This window comes from Shewanella polaris, from assembly GCF_006385555.1.
Lineage (GTDB): Bacteria > Pseudomonadota > Gammaproteobacteria > Enterobacterales > Shewanellaceae > Shewanella > Shewanella polaris.
The window spans coordinates 3,540,765-3,557,764 of record NZ_CP041036.1 but is presented as its reverse complement, the minus strand read 5'-3'; the positions used below and the strand labels follow the sequence as shown (position 1 = coordinate 3,557,764).

17 protein-coding genes and 1 pseudogene are annotated in these 17,000 nt (G+C 40.5%); 4 read left to right on the top strand and 14 right to left on the bottom strand.

Annotated features, from left to right (window positions below; translation table 11 throughout):
• Window positions 1–7: 7 nt before the first annotated feature.
• The 5 genes from FH971_RS15440 to pepA all read right to left on the bottom strand — a co-directional run bounded on the left by FH971_RS15440 (window position 8) and on the right by pepA (window position 7,130).
• Window positions 8–346, bottom strand: coding sequence for a PBPRA1643 family SWIM/SEC-C metal-binding motif protein (locus FH971_RS15440; RefSeq protein ID WP_137226129.1), 339 nt, complete (start codon window positions 344–346; stop codon window positions 8–10).
• A gap of 225 nt (window positions 347–571) precedes the next feature.
• On the bottom strand, window positions 572–3,478 hold the full coding sequence (locus FH971_RS15435) for a valine--tRNA ligase (RefSeq protein ID WP_140234911.1): 2,907 nt from the start codon (window positions 3,476–3,478) through the stop codon (window positions 572–574).
• 33 nt (window positions 3,479–3,511) lie between these two features.
• A complete protein-coding gene (locus FH971_RS15430; protein WP_140234910.1) occupies window positions 3,512–3,961 on the bottom strand; it encodes a DNA polymerase III subunit chi in 450 nt (149 codons plus the stop codon).
• Between the two features lie 354 nt (window positions 3,962–4,315).
• The gene (locus FH971_RS15425) at window positions 4,316–5,152 is read right to left on the bottom strand and encodes a substrate-binding periplasmic protein (RefSeq protein ID WP_140234909.1); all 837 of its coding nucleotides are present in this window, start codon (window positions 5,150–5,152) and stop codon (window positions 4,316–4,318) included.
• Window positions 5,153–5,621: 469 nt separating this feature from the next.
• On the bottom strand, window positions 5,622–7,130 hold the full coding sequence (gene pepA, locus FH971_RS15420; RefSeq protein WP_137226143.1) for a leucyl aminopeptidase: 1,509 nt from the start codon (window positions 7,128–7,130) through the stop codon (window positions 5,622–5,624).
• 273 nt (window positions 7,131–7,403) lie between these two features.
• Here pepA and lptF point away from each other — a divergent pair, with 273 nt between their 5' ends.
• Entirely contained in the window at window positions 7,404–8,516 is a 1,113-nt protein-coding gene (gene lptF, locus FH971_RS15415; RefSeq protein WP_137226145.1) for an LPS export ABC transporter permease LptF, read from the top strand.
• Window positions 8,513–9,571 (top strand): LPS export ABC transporter permease LptG, encoded by a 1,059-nt coding sequence (gene lptG, locus FH971_RS15410; RefSeq protein ID WP_140234908.1) that lies wholly within the window; start codon window positions 8,513–8,515, stop codon window positions 9,569–9,571. The genes lptF and lptG overlap by 4 nt, the downstream gene beginning before the upstream one ends.
• Window positions 9,572–9,693: 122 nt before the next feature.
• On the opposite strand, the gene FH971_RS15405 is transcribed toward lptG, so the two are convergent.
• The 4 genes and pseudogenes from FH971_RS15405 to FH971_RS15390 all read right to left on the bottom strand — a co-directional run bounded on the left by FH971_RS15405 (window position 9,694) and on the right by FH971_RS15390 (window position 11,342).
• Window positions 9,694–10,203, bottom strand: a complete 510-nt coding sequence (locus tag FH971_RS15405; protein WP_140234907.1) for an RDD family protein — start codon at window positions 10,201–10,203, stop codon at window positions 9,694–9,696.
• Between the two features lie 27 nt (window positions 10,204–10,230).
• Entirely contained in the window at window positions 10,231–10,485 is a 255-nt protein-coding gene (locus FH971_RS15400; RefSeq protein WP_137226149.1) for a DUF2960 domain-containing protein, read from the bottom strand.
• A 15-nt stretch (window positions 10,486–10,500) separates the two neighbouring features.
• Window positions 10,501–10,837: pseudogene (locus FH971_RS15395) on the bottom strand (DMT family protein).
• A gap of 10 nt (window positions 10,838–10,847) precedes the next feature.
• Window positions 10,848–11,342, bottom strand: coding sequence for a GNAT family N-acetyltransferase (locus FH971_RS15390; RefSeq protein WP_137226151.1), 495 nt, complete (start codon window positions 11,340–11,342; stop codon window positions 10,848–10,850).
• 114 nt (window positions 11,343–11,456) lie between these two features.
• Here FH971_RS15390 and FH971_RS15385 point away from each other — a divergent pair, with 114 nt between their 5' ends.
• On the top strand, window positions 11,457–12,029 hold the full coding sequence (locus tag FH971_RS15385; RefSeq protein ID WP_137226153.1) for a DsrE family protein: 573 nt from the start codon (window positions 11,457–11,459) through the stop codon (window positions 12,027–12,029).
• A gap of 25 nt (window positions 12,030–12,054) precedes the next feature.
• Here FH971_RS15385 and FH971_RS15380 read toward each other — a convergent pair whose 3' ends face one another.
• The 3 genes from FH971_RS15380 to FH971_RS15370 form a co-directional block, all read right to left on the bottom strand.
• Window positions 12,055–12,792 (bottom strand): substrate-binding periplasmic protein, encoded by a 738-nt coding sequence (locus FH971_RS15380; protein ID WP_140234906.1) that lies wholly within the window; start codon window positions 12,790–12,792, stop codon window positions 12,055–12,057.
• Window positions 12,793–12,864: 72 nt separating this feature from the next.
• Window positions 12,865–13,509: a DUF2913 family protein gene (locus FH971_RS15375; protein ID WP_140234905.1), complete on the bottom strand. Its 645-nt coding sequence runs from the start codon at window positions 13,507–13,509 to the stop codon at window positions 12,865–12,867.
• Between the two features lie 156 nt (window positions 13,510–13,665).
• The gene (locus tag FH971_RS15370) at window positions 13,666–14,244 is read right to left on the bottom strand and encodes a DUF4136 domain-containing protein (protein WP_140234904.1); all 579 of its coding nucleotides are present in this window, start codon (window positions 14,242–14,244) and stop codon (window positions 13,666–13,668) included.
• Between the two features lie 187 nt (window positions 14,245–14,431).
• Between FH971_RS15370 and FH971_RS15365 the strand changes: the two genes are divergently transcribed.
• Complete coding sequence (locus FH971_RS15365) at window positions 14,432–14,749, top strand: DUF1289 domain-containing protein (RefSeq protein WP_167496110.1); 318 nt, start codon at window positions 14,432–14,434, stop codon at window positions 14,747–14,749.
• A 15-nt stretch (window positions 14,750–14,764) separates the two neighbouring features.
• On the opposite strand, the gene FH971_RS15360 is transcribed toward FH971_RS15365, so the two are convergent.
• Together FH971_RS15360 and FH971_RS15355 are read right to left on the bottom strand one after the other, a co-directional pair.
• The gene (locus FH971_RS15360; RefSeq protein WP_140234902.1) at window positions 14,765–15,352 is read right to left on the bottom strand and encodes a TetR/AcrR family transcriptional regulator; all 588 of its coding nucleotides are present in this window, start codon (window positions 15,350–15,352) and stop codon (window positions 14,765–14,767) included.
• A gap of 146 nt (window positions 15,353–15,498) precedes the next feature.
• Window positions 15,499–16,920, bottom strand: a complete 1,422-nt coding sequence (locus FH971_RS15355; protein ID WP_140234901.1) for a coniferyl aldehyde dehydrogenase — start codon at window positions 16,918–16,920, stop codon at window positions 15,499–15,501.
• Window positions 16,921–17,000 lie beyond the last annotated feature (80 nt).

Genomic DNA, 17,000 nt, shown 5'->3' with positions numbered 1-17,000 from the left:
TTGTGGCTTATGCACCACAACACTTTTTGTATTTTTTACCACTACCACAAGGGCAAGCATCATTACGGTTAGGTTTAGCTTCAAAGCTGACTGTTTTCGGTTTATTTAATATACCGCTTAAATCAATGATGTTTTCAGGTTTGTCGGCATCAATAGTGATATTGGCAAACAACTGTTTGTCGGCCACTATTTCAGCGACTTCAACTTTGCGCGCTTCAGTTTGTACTGACAATTTAAGCGGTAATGCTTCTGTGCCAAGTTTGGCTGCGCGTTTGGTGTTATAACCACTTTCGCCATAGGCCGGTTTAGGGGTTTGACGACCTTTAAAAAAGAATTTATCAGACATTGTTTTGGCCTATTAAATAGATTGATGATATTGGCCGAAGCTTATACACCAAAAATGTAAATTGAGATATCAAGGTTTTAAGTTTGAACTAAATAAAGGTTAAATTATTGCTATAGCTCACATCAACAAAGATAAAAACCAGCGAATTATTCGCTGGTTTTTGCAGGACGCTTTATTTGAGCTGAGTAAATCGTAACTAATAAGTCAACAACTTACTGGTTGCCGTTAAATCTTGGCCAATTCAATTTTTTGCTCGTTTAGTTTTTCAATATCACGAGTTAAATCGGTCATTTTAGCGCGTTCTTTATCAATTACCGCGGCAGGGGCTTTAGCCACAAAGCCTTGATTAGATAATTTACCCTCAATACGGGCTATCTCTTGAGCAAGCTTTTCTAGTTGTTTATCAATACGGGCCATTTCTGCGCCGACATCGATCAAACCAGCCATTGGAATTAACAGCTCCATATTGCCAACTAATTGCGTGCTCGACATTGGTGCCGTTTCACCTTCTTCAAGGATAGTGATGGTTTCTAATTTTGCGAGACTAGCAAAGAAGGTTTGGTTAGCTTCAAGGCGAATACGATCCTCGTAGCTTACACCGCGCACTAATGCATTAAGTGGCTTAGAAGGCGCAATGTTAAGTTCTGCACGAATATTACGTACTGCCACAATCACTTGCTTAACCCATTCAAGATCGGCCATCGCGGTCGCATCAACTTGATCGGCTTGATAAGTTGGGAACGATGCTAGCATGATGGTATCGCCTGTTACGCCCGCTAATGGCTTAACACGCTGCCAAATCGTTTCGGTAATGTACGGCATAATTGGGTGCATTAGGCGTTGCATTTTTTCAAGCACATTAACTAATGTATGGCGCGTTCCACGCATTTGCGCGTCGCTACCATTTTGCATTACTGGCTTGGTTAGCTCTAAGTACCAGTCACAGAATTGGTTCCAAGTGAACTCGTATAAAGTGTTAGCGGCTAGGTCAAAACGATAAGCGGCCATGTGGTCATCAAAGGTTTTCACGGTTTGGTTAAACAAACCAATGATCCAACGATCGGCTAATGACAACTCCATTGTTCCTGGTTTGCCATTAACTAATAGTTGACCGCAATCTAAAGGTTCGCCAGCTTCATCGCTATCGGGATCCGTCTGCACTTCAGTGTTCATTAACACGTAACGTGACGCATTCCATAACTTGTTACAGAAACTGCGGTAGCCATCAAGACGTTTCATGTCCCAGTTGATGTCACGACCCGTTGATGCCATTGCTGCTAACGTAAAGCGCAGGGCATCGGTACCGTGGGCTTCAATGCCGTCGGCAAATTCTTTGCGGGTACTTTTTTCAATTTTTGCCGCCAGTTGTGGCTGCATCATGTTGCCAGTACGCTTAGTTACTAACGTTTCAAGATCGATACCGTCGATCATGTCTAATGGGTCAAGTACGTTACCTTTAGATTTTGACATCTTATTGCCGGCTTCGTCACGGATAAGGCCAGTAACGTAAACGGTTTTGAAAGGTACTTGTGGTTTGCCATCTTCATCTTTAATGAAGTGCATTGTCATCATAATCATCCGCGCAACCCAGAAGAAGATAATGTCAAAACCGGTAACCAACACATCGGTTGGGTGGAAGGTTTTTAAATCTTCTAAGTTATCCGGCCAACCTAAGGTTGAAAATGTCCATAATGCCGAGCTGAACCAAGTATCTAATACGTCGTCGTCTTGACGTAATACCACTGAGTCAGCAAATTGGTGCTTAGCACGCACTTCCGCTTCGTTACGGCCAACATAGACTTTACCGTTTTCGTCGTACCAAGCTGGAATACGGTGTCCCCACCATAACTGGCGTGAAATACACCAGTCTTTAATATCACGCATCCACGAGAAGTACATGTTCTCGTATTGTTGCGGCACAAACTTAATTTCGCCGGTTTCTACCGCTTCAATAGCCGTTTTTGCCATTGATTGAACAGCCACATACCACTGGTCGGTTAATAGAGGTTCTATTACCACACCTGAGCGATCGCCATAGGGTACTTTTAAGCCGTGCGGAGCGATTTTTTCAAGTAAGCCTAATGTTTCAAACTCTTCAACAATTACTGTACGAGCTTTAAAACGATCAAGACCGACATAACGCTCTGGTAAGGCAATTTCAATGTCTTTGTTTGGGGTGCCATCGGTGTTGATGACTTCAACAAAACTGCGGACACAGGCATCTAACGTAAAGATACTGTACATAGGCAGTTGATGACGTTTACCGACTTCATAGTCGTTAAAGTCATGGGCTGGAGTGATTTTTACGCAACCAGTACCAAATTCCATATCGACGTAATCGTCGGCAACAATTGGCACTAAACGGTTAACGATAGGCAATAGAATGAATTTGCCAATTAATGATTGATAACGTTCATCATCTGGATGCACGGCTACTGCGCTGTCACCTAACATGGTTTCTGGGCGAGTCGTGGCCACTTCGAGATAGTCTTTACCATCGGCCGTTAATGCGCCTTGGGCCAAAGGATAGCGGAAGTGCCACATGTGGCCTTGCTTCTCTTTATTTTCAACTTCTAAGTCAGAAATGGCGGTATGAAGTTTTGGATCCCAGTTAACTAAGCGCTTACCACGATAAATTAATTCGTCATCGTATAGGCGAACAAACACTTCTTGAACAGCTTTAGATAAGCCTTCGTCCATCGTAAAACGTTCGCGATCCCAATCAACAGATGCGCCCATGCGGCGAAGCTGTTTAGTGATGGTGCCACCAGACTGTTCTTTCCAGTCCCACACTTTATCAATAAAGGCGTCACGGCCTAAATCATGGCGAGTTTTACCTTCTTCGGCTTCAAGCTTACGCTCAACCAACATTTGAGTCGCAATACCTGCGTGGTCGGTGCCGATTTGCCACAAGGTATTTTTACCTTTCATGCGCTCATAGCGGGTAAGGGTATCCATGATGGTATCTTGGAAGGCATGACCCATGTGTAAGCTACCGGTTACATTCGGTGGCGGGATCATGATGCAATAATTGCCTTGTGATTCATCGCCGCTAGGCTTGAAGTAACCTTGCTCTTCCCAGTTTTGGTAAAGGGCTTGTTCGATAGACTTTGGGTTGTATGTTTTTTCCATAGGAGCGTTATGTTCTCTATCTAAATTAAGTGTTTATTCGGCTAATGCTTGAGTGCTGGGCGTAATGCCTACATTCTGATATTGACGGTAGCGATTGCGTGCAATGCGCTTGAGTTCGTCATCATTAGCGACAAAATCGATAATATGGGGCAAGTTTACCGCAAAACTGGGCATTTGGTCTGCAAGATTAATCAGAACTTGGCGACTTTTATTTGGCCCTAAGGTATCAAAACCAATTTCGACTGGCGCACCTGTCACTGGGCCTTCACCTTTTAAGTTGTGTGGTACAAAGGCGTTTGGCTCAAATTGCCACAGTAATTCGTCAATTGCATAAGCTTGCTGTTTGTCTTTGCAGTGAATGTAGACTGTTTTTTGTTGACGATATTGTTGTTCAGCTAACCTGCAAGCAGCTAAATACAGTGCATCTAATGCACTCATTTGATTATGATTTTCAGGCATAAGGTAAAATATGGCTTGAGTCATGTTGTGATGCTTTTAACAGGTTAATAAGTTGGGCTTGAGTTTACACTAAAATCGTCTGCGGGTTAATGACCTCGTGATACGATATTCATATGATGTTGGAATAGCTCAATACCACTAAGGTCAGTTTAATAGCGCTTATTAATCCGGCATATATTGTAATCATAATGGATTTTCTACGTGGTTCAGGGGGTAACTCTACAATCGGAGGATGAACGGCTGCCTGCTGAACAGTGGTTAAACTTAATCGCTACAATAAAAATCAAATGATGGTTAAGTTGTACGGAATATTGTTTATAAGGTGGCTTTCACTACTGGCTTAGCGATAGTAGACGCACGTTGGAAGTTAACGCTCTGTTATTGCTTAGCAATATCGATATCAGTCGGGAAATAACCTTGATAAATAGTTTGATATTTGCCTGATGAGATTAATTCATCAAATGCTTGTTGCCATAATGAAACAACATCATCACTAGTGTCGTTTGAAAACGCGATATACAAGGTGGAGTCGTACAATTTTATAGGTGTACGCTCAATTGAATTGATATCGATATCAGCCGCTTTTGCCAAAAAGGGCATTACAAGCTCGCTCATAGGTGCGACATCAACTCTGCCATAATGAAGCATTTTAAGTGACTGTAGCTGGGCTTTGTCTGTGCTGAGGTTAGTGAATCCCTGTGAATCCAAATAAGTATGATCGGCATTATCCAATACAACGCCAATATTTTGCACTCGCTTTAAATCTTCCAAATGGGCGAGTGACAATCCTGATTTACTTTTTTGGTAAAAATACACTCCGCTGCTGATAATGGGGCCTACCCATTTCATGTTTACTTCTCTTTCCGGCCTTTTCGCAATGACAAGCAACGCAGTGTTTTGTTGTGATTTTAACATTTGAAATGCTCGATTAAATGGATACATTTCAATCTTGGCTGTTTGTTGAGTATTTTGCATCATGGCTTTAAGTATATCGATGGCAAAACCGCTTAAACGACCATTATCTAAGTAACTAAATGGAGGTAGTGGATGGGTGATGAACTGCACTTGGGAAGCATTGTTTGCGTATAAATGTCTCGTTGGAATGAGAACAAAAGAAATACTCAATATGATAACATAAAGCTTTGAAAGTAAAGGCTTCATTTTTTTAATGCCACGCTTAGTGACAAGTTCAAGAGATACTTTGGCTTCATTCAATCAATTCCTTCTGATTGTGAGTTTGAATATTAATTCAATATTCAATTGTTCAATAAACAAGCTACCATATTATGCGACATATAGACAAATATATCGCTCATTATTAGGAGCTTATCTTTTAATTTTAATCAATTTTTGGCAAAAGCTGAATCTATTGATGCGTTATTTCTGTGTAATTAATTGTTTTTTAAGACAGCGGATCACCACATACTTGATGAATTGTTATTTAAATCTGTTTGATACAGCATAAGGATAATTTATTCGTGTGAAATGATGAGAAAACATTACCTACATTGGTATAGATATTCTCTAGGTAAGACTGATAAATTGACTGGTTTGTTGTGGGTATATTTTTATGGAATGATAAATCCCCTGTAATGACTGATCATTAAACGCTTCACAAAAAGTGCAGTAACAAAAAAGGGTAAAGCATTCGCTTTACCCTTTTTATATGCGTTAAACCTAAGGTTTACTCGCTAATTTCAACACCAGCGCGGTTAATTAAGAACTGGCTTAAAATCGGAACTGGACGACCTGTAGAGCCTTTGTTCGCACCGCTGTTCCAAGCTGTACCTGCGACATCTAAATGTGCCCAGTTATACTTCTTAGCGAAACGCGATAAGAAGCATGCCGCAGTGATTGAACCTGCTGGACGGCCGCCTAAGTTAGTCATGTCGGCAAATGGGCTATCAAGCATGTCTTGATATTCATCCCATAATGGCATGCGCCACGCACGGTCACCACTTTGCTCACCAGCATTAAGGATCTCATGTGCCAATGGGTTATGAGAACTAAACAAGCCTGAAGCGTGTTTACCTAATGCAATAACACAAGCACCGGTTAAAGTGGCTGTATCAATGACTAATTCAGGTTCAAAGCGCTCAACGTAGGTTAATACGTCACATAGCACTAAACGGCCTTCAGCATCAGTATTAAGTACTTCAACCGTTTGACCTGACATAGTGGTTAAAATGTCACCAGGGCGATAAGCATTACCGGCAGGCATGTTTTCACAGCCAGCTAATATACCAATAACGTTGATAGGTAATTTCATTTCGCATAACGCTTTCATGGTGCCAATCACACCCGCAGCGCCGCCCATGTCGTATTTCATTTCGTCCATGGCTTCGCCTGGCTTTAATGAAATCCCACCAGAGTCAAACGTTAATCCTTTACCTACGAGTACAATTGGCTTTTCTGTGCTGTTTACTGCGCCCTGATATTCCATCACTGTCATGATAGATTCGTTTGCGCTAGCACGGCCAACAGCAAGGTAAGCGTTCATGCCTAACTTAGCCATTTGCTCTTCGCCAATAGTCGTGACAGTAAGGTTTTCATGCACTTCAGCCATTTGACGGGCTTGAGATGCTAAATAAGCAGGGTTACAAATGTTAGGTGGCATATTAGCTACATCGCGGCATAAATGCATACCCGAAGAAACTGCTGTACCATGCTCAATCGCACGCTCACCAATGGTTAATTCACGGCGTGTCGGCACATTGAATACCATTTTACGTAATGGACGACGAGTTTCGCCTTTACGAGTTTTTAATGCGTCAAATGAGTATAAACTGTTTTTAGTGCTTTCAATGGCTTGGCGAACTTTCCAGTAGGTGTCGCGGCCTTTGACATGCAATTCAGTTAAGAAGCATACGGCTTCCATTGAACCCGTTTCATTAAGGGTACTAATGGTTTTTGTGATAATTTGTTTGTATTGGCGCTCGTCTAACTCACGCTCTTTGCCACAACCAACCAGTAACACACGTTCACTTAATACATTTGGCACGTGATGCAATAGCAACATTTGTCCTGGTTTTCCTTCAAGGTCACCACGACGAAGTAGGTTACTGATGTAACCTTCACTTATTTTATCCAATTGCTCTGCGATACCAGACAGACGGCGAGGTTCGTATACGCCGACAACGATGCAGGCTGAACGTTGCTTTTCGGGGCTGCCGCTCTTTACGCTAAACTCCATGAGCACTCCTAGATTCTTAAAGACAAATATTTAAATTTATTAGATAATGTTTGCATTAGGCCATCTGGCATATAATCAACGAAAAGGTGTTCAGTATTTGGGGATATTAACGAAAAAGAGGCGTAAATTGACAGCCAAAATAGATGTTAACCATGACCCCAAAGCACCTTCCGCGCTGGTCAGAAAACTAGCAAAACTGTTGAAAGTAGACAGTTTACATGAAAGTTGCTCTGATACCAGTAAAAAGATAAGTTTAGCCACCGGATCCTACTTGTGATTGTATTTAGATATCTTATTCGTGAAGTTTTAAAAGCACAATTCGCGGTACTTTTAGTGTTGTTAACTATTTTTATCAGCCAACAATTTGTGCGAGTGTTAGCTGACGCATCGGACGGTGAATTTCCCGCTTCATTAGTGATGACATTATTAGGGTTAAATTTACCTCAATTAACCGTATTAGTATTACCGTTAAGTTTCTTTTTAGGGATATTGCTTGCTCACGGTCGAATGTATGCCGAAAATGAAATGGTGGTATTACACAGTGTAGGCGTGAGTGAATGGTATGTCACCCGAGTCACCTTATTGGTGGCTTTTGCTAATTTGTTGTTTACCGCATATTTATCGATTTATGTAGGACCTTGGGCTGAAGAACGCCAAAATCAAGTCTTAGAAAAAGCGCAATCAGAAGCTGGTCTAGCGGCATTAACTCAGGGGCGTTTTCAAGAAAGCCCTAATGGTCGAGCGGTATTATTTGTCGAAAAAATAAATAAAGACAATACATTAGATAAGGTTTTTGTTGCACAGCTTCCCGATCCAGAAGACGAAAATGGTCTAACAAATATTGTTGTCGCCAATAAAGGTCGAGTGATTGAAGATAATATTGGTAGCCAACAGTTACAACTTGAAAATGGCTTCCGTTATCAAGGTAGCCCTAGGTCACTTGAGTTGCAGGTGATAGCGTTTGGTGGCTATAAAATGGAAATCAAAGAACAGGAAGTGGATGAGCGTCGACGTAAATTATCGGCATTACCCTTTGATGAGTTGTTAGATACTCCAGGCCCAGAAGCAGCAGCAGAATTTCAATGGAGACTGGCCATTCCTATTTCAATTCCATTGCTCACTTTGATTGCTGTGCCATTAGCGCGAGTGAATGTACGTCAGGGTAAGTTTGCTAAGATGTTTCCAGCAATTTTGCTGTACTTAGGGTATTTCGGATTAATGGTTGCAGGTAAAAAAGCGTTGCAAGATGAGGTGATACCACAGTTTTTAGGCATGTGGTGGATCCACGGGTTTGCGTTGATGTTAGGGCTGTTGTTGTTAATTAAAGAACGCCCTACAGGGATGAAATTCCTAAATTTATTTAAACGCAAGCAGGTGACTGCATGAGAATATTAGATCTTTATATCGCCCGCATGATTATCGGCACATCAAGTTTATGTTTACTTATTTTGACAGGATTATCTGGGATTATTAAGTGGGTAGACCAATTACGCGTTGTTGGTCGTGGTGCTTATACCATGATGGATGCGGCGATTTATGTTCTGTTTTTAGTGCCTCGAGATATTGAAATGTTTTTCCCAATGGCGGTATTGCTTGGAGCATTAATTGGTATGGGCATGTTGGCATCAAATTCAGAATTAGTCGTGATGCAAGCCTCTGGTATGTCACGCTTACAAATAACTCAATCTGCGATGAAAACGGCAATACCTTTGATGATTTTAGTGATGGCGCTGGGTGAGTGGGGCGCACCTATTGCTGAAAAAAGTGCTAAAGAACTGCAGGCAACTAAAATATCGGGTGGCAGTTTAATAAAGTCTCATCGTGGTATTTGGGCTAAAGATGGTGACTTATTTGTTAATATTGGTGAAGTATTAGATATTAACACTTTGAATAATATTAGCTTGTATGAGTTTAGTGATCAGCAAGAACTAACCAGAGTGACACATGCTAAAACAGCGGCATTCACTGATAATGCTTGGCAATTAACCACTGTTGAAAATACTACTGTAAAAGGTGATCGTGTTATTCGTGAGCATCTTGATACTGATGTATGGCAGTCCTCATTAACGCCTGATAAGTTAAGCGTAGTGTCGGTAAAACCTGAGGCGCTTTCTATAAGTGGACTCATTGATTATTTGGATTATTTAGAAGTTAATCAACAAGACCCAAGTCGTTATGAGTTAGCGTTATGGCGCAAAATTATGCAACCCGTGACCGTGGCTGTAATGATGTTAGTGGCATTGTCATTTGTATTTGGCCCATTACGAACTGTTACTATGGGGGCTCGTGTGTTGCTGGGTGTAGTGGCTGGATTTAGCTTTTATATCAGTAACCAGATATTTGGTCCTATGAGCATAGTGTATGAATTACCCGCCGCAGTAGGGGCTATAGCGCCGAGCATATTGTTCACGGGATTAGCTTTGTATTATATTCGTAAATAATCAACAATTTTTTATCAACAGTTTATGTATAAATAGAGTGTGTGAAATAGAATAAAAAAATGGCAACCTGTTGGTTGCCATTTTTGTTACTTAATACTTAACTAAGTGCTGTATTAGGTTAGCTATGCACCATGCCAGTTACGCATTTGGTTAGCTTCTACTGACAACACCACAACTTCAGAACGAGTCATCATGTCTTGTAATGCTAATTTGTCATCATTGATGAGAATCCACAGATTGCCAATACCTAATAAAGACCAAACTACCCGAGCACATGCGGTAATAAAACTTAGATTTTGGCCATTAGGGTGTTGAACTTTGAGTCGCCAAGCCCGCATGCCTAATGTTTGCCCGCCTTTACTCCAAAACAGAGCATAAAACCCGCCGACACAAATGGCTATCCAGAGTTGATAAAGGCCATGGTAAATCGGTGTGTTATTAAGTAAGTCTGATACATCTTCATGGCCATTCATTGCGATAAGTCCGCTACTGTGCAGCCCGAAAAAAATACCAAAACCTAACGCACCGGCAAACATGAAAACCGCAACAGCAAGTACTGAGTCGTACATCATTGCACCTAAACGGCGAAAGAAGCTCGCCCGAGGGAAATTAGCATGGTCTGAATTAAACATAGCGGATCCTTACAATAAGCCAAATGGCTAAACTTCGTCATCTTCACGAACAAATTTGATACTCGTAAAACCAAAACGTGCGAACTCGGTTTTACGAAATTCTTTTTCAGCTTTGGCACCTTTTTTTGAGGTTAAGGCAACTTGTTGTTCCATGGCCAAAAAGTTTTTTAAATCAATACCTTCAGCTTCAGCTGCTGCTTCATAAAGATCACGATGTATGTCATAGCTAAAGGCGATAGTTTTGCTTTGGCCTTTAAAGGTATAAATCACTTGGCGTGCCATGGATAACTCCTGAAATTAATGTAATTCACTTTTAAATATAAAGAATACGGCATCTAAAGGCATAACCCTGCCCATAAATAGTCAGGCTTTAAGGGCTCTTTGAGATACCAAACGGCAAAAGGGACAAATACACATAAGCTGATGACCTCTTACAGAATCTTTAATTGTCCCACGTTCATCGCGGTATAACCAAGACGATTTGCAGGAACTTGCAATAAATATTCGAATAAGGCAATCCTCCAGCTCACTAAAGCATCGATAATCCATGACTTACCGTTTAAGGTCTTTAAATGGCCATACCAAGCAAAAGTCTAATACACAACAAACCGATGGTGATGACTGATGGGCGCATTAGATAGACCTTATGATAAAGATAAATACAGGTAACATGCACCAGCGGGATAACTGTCTAGTGACTTAGTCAGTTTTACTGAAGTGCTGTCTGGTTTGAATCCTTGTTTCTGCCAGTAAGTATGTGCACCTTGCACTGCGACTAATCCAATACCATTAACGGCCAATGTTTTTGCCTGTTTAACGATATAATTAAACAGCTTTTTACCAATGCCCATGCCTTGAGCGCTGGGTGAGATGGCCATGTCGTGTAAATACCAGCTATCAGCATTAATCTGTCCATTGATTTCGGTATCCAATGACGGGGCATCACCTTGCCGCCAAGGGTGAACAAGCGCGTAGGCTAACATTTGATTGTTATGCTCAAATACCCAGCAACTTGAGGGTGAAGTTTGCCATTTACTTTGCATGACACTTAGCGATTCCGGCGTGAGTTCGACATAACATTGCGCTTGGATCGCCATAATAGCGGGCCAGTCTGTAGTGGTAATTAGGCGGATTGGCATATCATTCAGTCTTCACATAATTGAAGTCGCAATTATACTCAGAAACAGCCTAAAACCTAAGCGTTAATCTATGCTAGAGTAGTTGTAAAAATAGAGATTAGGAAGATCAACATAATGAAAGTCAGTTTACATTCAATGAGTAAAGGTGTTGTTACATCAACACTGGTTACGTTAATTACGTGTTCATCATTTATGGCAATGGCTGGTGTCGAAGCATTTAAATCAGGCCCTGTAATTAAAGATTATGGCAAAGTGGCTGAAGTAAATAGCAGTTTAGTCATACCAGCAGATATGAAGTTTAAAGTCGCTTTTGATTTAAGTAACGCATCCAAACCAGCAGAATTAAACCGAAGTATTAATACGTTAGCGCGCTTTATTAATATGCATGTGGCCGCAGGGGTTAAGCTTGAAGACATTTCACTCGCCATGGTTGTGCATGGTAAAGCCGCTAATGATATGACTAAGGATAGTTTTTATCAGCCGATTAATGCAGGGCAAAAAAATGTAAATACTGACTTAATAGCACAATTGGTTAAACAAGGCGTTAAGTTTTATGTGTGTGGCCAGACCGCTGCATATTATGGCATTACACCAGACGATTTACTGCCTGGCGTAGACATGGCATTATCGGCATTAACAGCACATGCAATATTGGCGAATGAAGGTTACAGTGTTAATCCGTTTTAAACTCTAGTTAATTCGTTATAGTTGATTAAATACTTCTTTTTTTTGTGTATTTATTAATCATTTTGTTGACGGCGCCATTTTGTTGCAGTTGTATTATTGCCGCATTGATTTGCGGTAATAATATGGCATGTTGTTTGCGAAGGCGTAGTACTAATTCGCCCTTTGAATGAATGGCAGCCAGTGTGATGGGGATATTTAATTGTTTGGCCCAATATAATGCAGGTAAGTCACCTGAAATAGCAGCACTAACTCGCTCTCTATGTAATGCTTTTATTAACTCTCGTTCAGATGCAAAATCCACTCGTATAAAGTTAGTATCATTATGGTAAAGATAACCCCGAATGGTACCAATCCTCTTATCTTTAATTTGGTTAATATCTTGCCATTTATGAGCATTCTTATCCAAGGTGATAATGTTTTCTTGGATGGTTAATATTGGTATCGATTGCGTAAAATCATCACCCAGATCTTGATTTTCAAACCAGCTAGGACTGACAATATCAAAGTCGAGTAAGCCATTTTCAAGAGCATAGTTGGTTCTTTTTGGGGGGAAGTTATGGTTTTCGATGCTGATATTTGCTTGGGATAATATCAAGGGAACTAACTCACCAATAATACCCGGATTATCCGGCGAGTTAGAGATAAAATAAGGTATCCAGCCATTTGACGCGTTAACATTATATTTTAAAATGGTTTGAGCGTTTACCGTAAAGCAACACGTTATCAACCAATATAAGAGGTATATTCTGTAGTATTTTCTCATAGTATCCCTTCTTGTAAATGGTCAATATCAAGCTATATCAATACTTAGATTCAAATAATAAGTCCGTTAGATTTAATATTGCTCAAGACATAATAAACACAAACTTGGATGATTATTTCTTGGGGTTAAAGTGTAAGTTTTATGATGTTTAATAAGTGATGTTTTCTTATTACCTTGGCTTAATAATAGACCTTGCTGCAGAGCTAACTTAGCCACAATTTTTTCATCACCACGGATATACATCGAAATTGTTTTGACAATATTATCTTCAACAATATGCTGATTAAATTCTTTTGCAGAAATAATTAAACTGGATTGGCCATCACTGTCGAGCTTAAGCTTACTGTCAAGATCGGTATCGGTGATTACCAGCCATTGTTGTGTGGACAGCTCTGCCAATAGGTTTTTTAGTCCGGTGCCTGTAGCGATAACACTGTTGTTAGCTTGCTGATATTGATCGGCAATGCAGGTTAATAAACGTGTCAGTTGTGCCCCAGCACCCTGACTACGCGCTTGGCGGATCCAAGCAGACAAGTCATCAGCGACGAGTTTAGAAAACCGTTTTGTTTTTAATGACTCAACCATCCAGTTACATAAAAAATGGCTTTCTTGTGCAGCAGTTCTGACGGCTTTGTGCTGCGATGCAGAGGTGTTTATGGCCTCTATTCCTGCCAGCGCAAGGGTTAATAAAGCTTGATTGTAAGTTTCAGTCGTCATTTCAACAGATCAATAAAGTAATGTGACGCGCAGTTTAACGTGTAGACGTTAATTGCTAAACAGATATTTGTGTTTAGTGAGTTCATCAGGTGGGATTCTCTGTTTGAAATAATTGCAGTTTTATAACCATAAAACTGCATTTTATCTATTTTCATCTTACTTTTTTGGCGGGAATTGCGCCAAAATAGTCGCAACAGTCTTGTTAATATCTTTTGCTTTATCTTCACCACCTTGATCAAAGTGATACTGACCATTACCGCGCCAAATCAAGCGTTTGTCAGCTGGGTCGATAATATCAATTTGAATAGTTTGCGTTTTTGCGGTGTCACTGCCTAATGGGATACCTATACTTGTGCCAAGGCTAATTCCACCATTAGATCCCCAAGTGCCGGAGCCTAAGCCAATGGATAATCCTGAATCTTTTTCTTTGTTTTCTGTCACGAAAGCATAGTTAACAAAAAAGTCAGCATTGTCGGCTTTAAATACATAACCTTGATTCACTAAGGCTTGTTTAATGCCATCATTAATTCGGTCAGCAGTTAAAGGATCATCAGTGTGTTCTACGCTGAGTTGACTGAATGTTTTCAGTACCGAGAAGTCGTAATTAACATCATAATCTTGTTTAGGTTTTGTAGCACAAGAAGTTAGTAACACTAAGGCGAAGAGTATAAAAATGTGCTTGCACCACGCGATAGTTCGTGAAAACGACTGACCCGAATGTCTTAATGTACTCATGAAACCTCCTATTAACTCGCAATAATGTACAAAATTAACTCAATTAGTATAACCTTAACCTAACGGTGTTTGGTGGTGACTTTGGCTAATAAAGCGAATGGCAGTTATCAATCCAAGCTATTAATGACTATATAGTATATTTAGATGGTAAGTACTAAATTCAATACTAAGGTTAAAGACTCTAATGATGGAACAGTTAAGTTTTTTTGCGGTGCCCAGTCCATGCATCGGCGTTTGTCAGTCTGACAGTCGCGGCTATTGTGTGGGTTGTCTTCGAAGCCGTGATGAACGTTTTAACTGGATGAGTTACAGCGAGTTGCGAAAACAGGACGTAATCCGTTTGTGTTTACAGCGTAAACGACGTCGTCAATATGCTATCCATAAAGCCAAGCAACAGGAACAACAAACCCAGCAAACATCGCACATGCCTCAATTAGATTTTGATGCGCAGCCAATTTCAGATAGTAGCGATGTTGATTTAACGGATTTTAGTTTGGATGAATAATTTATCAGTATAAAACTAGGCTTTCATCGCTTGCCAAAATAGTTTAAAGCTAGCGCTTCTGTGTATCTCATCGTCACCTAAATGTGGATTATCGGTAAAAAAACGAATGGCTGCTAAGTACTGACCATGGCAGTTTTCGAGCAATAATGCATTGGGGAAGTCAGCAATAATTTGCTGCTGTTTACCTCGATTAATCAATTCGACTACAAATCCTAAAATGCTGTTCATTGCTTGTTTTCTTACGTCGGCATCAATGTCCGCTGACATCGAATACTGGAGAAAAAATAACTGTTTTAATGGTTGTGCAATAGCCCAATCGATGGCTTTTTGCCATAACGTATTGGCATCTTGTTCGATATCACCACTAAATTGAGTATTACTAACCATGTTGGTGGCAAACTCCTGTTTAATGGATAAAAATAGTTGACTCATGATATCTTTTTTTGTCGGGAAATGATGGAACAAGGTACCTGTAGCTACGCCAGCCGCTTTGGCTATTGATGCGGTTGAAGTGGCGTTAAAGCCTTTATTAACAAACAGCTGTAATGCTGAATCTAAAATCGCTTGTTTTTTGTCCGTTCTGACAATGGGTGTACTGCTCATTGAGTCAAAATACCTGTGTATGTTGGTGCGGTTTATCTACAGTTTATTTATCAAATTCGTTTGAATGCTGACTGTTTAATTTCGAAATCGGCTCAGTAAGTATCACTAATTAACGTCATACTTACTGTTGCGACAATTTAGCGTTGTTAGCGCAGGAAAAACTTCATTAGTAGTCGCTGGATCAAGCCGCCATAAGGTGGATGGACCAACACGCCAGTATTAATTTTACCACTATTTAATATGGTTTTAGCGTGACTAAAGGTTAGAAAGCCTTCTTTGCCGTGATAGTGGCCCATGCCAGATGGACCAATACCACCAAACGGTGCGTCATCGGCAGCAACATGAAACACAGTGTCATTAATACACACTCCGCCCGAATGCGTTTGCTGTAAAATATCTTGCTGAGTTTTATCATCAAAACTCATGATATATAGGGCTAAAGGGCGATCTCGATGGTTTATGTAACCTATCGCTTCATCAATCGATTGATAACTAATAATTGGTAATAAAGGTCCAAATATTTCATCCTGCATAATGAGCATGTCGTCAGTGGTATGTGTGACTAACTGAGTGGCTATTTTGCGTTGAGTTGTTGATATTGGGCTATTAATTGCGGAAGTGACAGTTGCTCCTTTAGTCTTCGCATCTTCCAACACCTTGAGTAGGCGTTGGTGCTGACGCTCATTAATGATATTGCCATAATCTTGGTTGGTGTCGAAATTAGGATACATTTTATTAAATCGACGTTGATAAGCACCAATAAATGCTTCGACCTTGTCGGCTGGGCACAACACATAGTCAGGTGCGACACAGATTTGGCCTGCATTTAAGCATTTGCCAAAAATAAGCCGTTCAACGGCGGTGTCTATTGGCATATCTGGCGCAATAATCGCTGGCGATTTTCCACCTAGCTCTAATGTCACTGGTGTCAGATTGTTTGCCGCTGCACGCATCACATGACGACCAACCACAGTTGAACCGGTAAACAGAATATGGTCAAACGGTAATGCTGAAAATGCTGCGGCGACATCTGCTTCACCTTCAACTAATTCGACTTCATTTGAGTCAAAAATCGTTGCTAACATCTTGCGCAATACCGCATTAGTTGCCGGAGTGAACTCTGACATTTTTAACATGGCACCATTGCCAGCTGCAATGGCAGTGACTAATGGCCCCATTGATAACATGATAGGGAAGTTCCATGGCACAATAATACCAATTACGCCTAAGGGCTGATATTGCACCATTACTTTAGAAGGGGATAATAATAAACCCGCATGACGACGGCTGGGTTTCATCCATGATTTAAGGTGTTTGATGGTGTAATTGATATTATTAACACAAGGCATAATATCTGAAATGATGGTGTCATTTGCAGAACGGTGGCCATAATCGCTAATTAATGCGCCAATAATAGCTTGTTGATTATCGAGTAAAGCTTGTTTTAGTTGGGTTAATTTATCAACCCGTGACTGGTAATTTGGTGCTGGGGTAGATTGGAAGCGCGTACGTTGATTGGTCAGTAATTGTCGTAATTGTGTTTCAATGTTATCAACGGCCATATTCATTTTCTATCTCCAGTAAAAATAATATCGTCGATTTGATGTCTATACTATAAATACAATCAACAAAAGTATAAACACAACCA

Excerpts from the sequence above, each read along its gene's own strand:
- FH971_RS15440 (WP_137226129.1), bottom strand. The coding sequence starts at position 346 with ATGTCTGATAAATTCTTTTTTAAAGGTCGTCAAACCCCTAAACCGGCC.
- FH971_RS15435 (WP_140234911.1), bottom strand. The coding sequence starts at position 3,478 with ATGGAAAAAACATACAACCCAAAGTCTATCGAACAAGCCCTTTACCAA.
- FH971_RS15430 (WP_140234910.1), bottom strand. The coding sequence starts at position 3,961 with ATGACTCAAGCCATATTTTACCTTATGCCTGAAAATCATAATCAAATG.
- pepA (WP_137226143.1), bottom strand. The coding sequence starts at position 7,130 with ATGGAGTTTAGCGTAAAGAGCGGCAGCCCCGAAAAGCAACGTTCAGCC.
- lptG (WP_140234908.1), top strand. The coding sequence starts at position 8,513 with ATGAGAATATTAGATCTTTATATCGCCCGCATGATTATCGGCACATCA.
- FH971_RS15405 (WP_140234907.1), bottom strand. The coding sequence starts at position 10,203 with ATGTTTAATTCAGACCATGCTAATTTCCCTCGGGCGAGCTTCTTTCGC.
- FH971_RS15400 (WP_137226149.1), bottom strand. The coding sequence starts at position 10,485 with ATGGCACGCCAAGTGATTTATACCTTTAAAGGCCAAAGCAAAACTATC.
- FH971_RS15390 (WP_137226151.1), bottom strand. The coding sequence starts at position 11,342 with ATGCCAATCCGCCTAATTACCACTACAGACTGGCCCGCTATTATGGCG.
- FH971_RS15385 (WP_137226153.1), top strand. The coding sequence starts at position 11,457 with ATGAAAGTCAGTTTACATTCAATGAGTAAAGGTGTTGTTACATCAACA.
- FH971_RS15380 (WP_140234906.1), bottom strand. The coding sequence starts at position 12,792 with ATGAGAAAATACTACAGAATATACCTCTTATATTGGTTGATAACGTGT.
- FH971_RS15375 (WP_140234905.1), bottom strand. The coding sequence starts at position 13,509 with ATGACGACTGAAACTTACAATCAAGCTTTATTAACCCTTGCGCTGGCA.
- FH971_RS15370 (WP_140234904.1), bottom strand. The coding sequence starts at position 14,244 with ATGAGTACATTAAGACATTCGGGTCAGTCGTTTTCACGAACTATCGCG.
- FH971_RS15365 (WP_167496110.1), top strand. The coding sequence starts at position 14,432 with ATGGAACAGTTAAGTTTTTTTGCGGTGCCCAGTCCATGCATCGGCGTT.
- FH971_RS15360 (WP_140234902.1), bottom strand. The coding sequence starts at position 15,352 with ATGAGCAGTACACCCATTGTCAGAACGGACAAAAAACAAGCGATTTTA.
- FH971_RS15355 (WP_140234901.1), bottom strand. The coding sequence starts at position 16,920 with ATGAATATGGCCGTTGATAACATTGAAACACAATTACGACAATTACTG.